Source organism: Hydrogenophaga sp., from assembly GCF_051007235.1.
Classification (GTDB): Bacteria; Pseudomonadota; Gammaproteobacteria; order Burkholderiales; family Burkholderiaceae_C; genus Hydrogenophaga.
The window spans coordinates 1-1,725 of record NZ_JBPCSJ010000564.1; the positions used below are offsets into that span (position 1 = coordinate 1).

1 protein-coding gene is annotated in these 1,725 nt (G+C 68.5%); it reads right to left on the reverse strand.

Annotated elements, in window-relative coordinates; genetic code table 11:
- Positions 1–128: 128 nt before the first annotated feature.
- Positions 129–1,725, reverse strand: a 1,597-nt coding sequence (locus tag ACR2JA_RS20020; RefSeq protein ID WP_434010814.1) for an OB-fold nucleic acid binding domain-containing protein, incomplete at its 5' end; no start/stop codon positions are given.

Here is a 1,725-nt window from a genome sequence, read left to right on the forward strand (position 1 = left end):
AAGAAGGAGATGGTGCGAAGCAGTTGATTGGCGTGTTATCGCCGTTCGAACTGATGTGAGGTTTTCTCAACTGAAGGACAGGCCTTTGGACTGCAAGACACTGAGCCATCCCTGTCGCGACATACATATCAATGAAAATCCCGGCTCTCCGGCGCCAGCCGGCCCAGCAGCGGGTTGAGGTTTTCCAGGCGGCCGGCGATCAGGTTGCAGACCGCGCCGTCGCGTTGCCAGACGCCGTGCACGCCCATCAGGCGTGAGCCGGTGAGTTCGCTGCGCTGGCGTTCGCGCAGCGCGCGCCAGACGATGACCTGTACGGTGCCGGTTTCGTCTTCCAGCGTCACGAAGACCACGCCCTTGGACGTGCCGGGTTGCTGGCGGCAGGTGACGATGCCGCAGGCGCGCACCAGGCGGCCGTCGGGTGCGGTTTTCAGTTGCTCGGCGGTCATGAAGCGGCGTGTGTTCAGCCGCTCGCGCAGCAGGGCCAGCGGGTGGCGGCGCAGGGTCAGGCCGGTGGACGTGTAGTCCCAGACGATGGCCTCGCCTTCGGGGGCTTCTTCCAGGTTGAGCGCCGCTTCGTTGACCGGGGCGCGGCGCAGGATGGCGGGGGCGGCCTGCAGGGCGGATGCGTCCCACACCTGCTGGCGGCGGTGGCCGGCCAGGCTGTGCAGCGCATCCCCTGCTGCGAGGTGTTGCAGGGCCTGGCGGTCGAGTTGTGCGCGCAGCGCGAGGTCTTCGGTGCTGGCGAACGGTTGCTCGTCGCGGGCGGTGCTGATGCGTTGTGCTTCTTCTTTTGAAAGGCCGCTGACCAGCCGCAACCCCAGCCGCACCGCCGGGTGGCCCGGCGCATCGGGCGGCGGCATGTCTTCCAGCGTGCAGTCCCAGTCGCTGTGGGCCACGTCCACCGGCCGCACCACCACGCCGTGGCGTTGCGCGTCCTGCACCAGCTGGCTGGGGGAATAGAAGCCCAGCGGCTGGCTGTTGAGCATGGCGGCCAGGAACTCGGCCGGGTGGTGGCGTTTGATCCAGCAGCTGTCGTAGACCAGCAGCGCGAAGCTGACCGCGTGGCTTTCGGGGAAGCCGTAGCTGGAGAAGCCCTTGACCTGTTCGACCACGCGCTGCGCAAAGTCCAGCGGGTAGCCGTTGCGCGTCATGCCGTCGATGAGGCGGTGTTCGTAGGCGCCCAGGCCGCCGTTGCGCCGCCACGCGCCCATGGCGCGGCGCAGGCCATCGGCTTCGCCGGGGGTGAAGTCGGCCGCGATCATGGCGATCTGCATGCACTGCTCCTGGAACACCGGCACGCCCAGCGTGCGCTCCAGCGCGGCTTCGAGCCCCTTGGGGTAGTCCACCGGCTCCAGGCCCTGGCGGCGCCTCAGGTAGGGGTGCACCGCGCCGCCCTGGATGGGGCCGGGCCGCACCAGCGCGACCTCGACCACCAGGTCGTAGAAGCAGCGCGGCTGCAGGCGCGGCAGCATGGCCATCTGCGCGCGGCTTTCGATCTGGAACACGCCCACGGTGTCGGCGGCGCAGATCATGTCGAAGGTGGCTGCGTCCTTGTCGGGGATGGTGTGGATGGGCATGGGCCGGCCGCGCCGCTGGCCGATGAAGTCCAGCGACTTGCGGATGGCCGTGAGCATGCCCAGCGCCAGCACGTCAACCTTGAGCAGGCCCATGGCGTCGAGGTCGTCCTTGTCCCACTGGATCACGGTGCGGTCGGGCATGGACGCG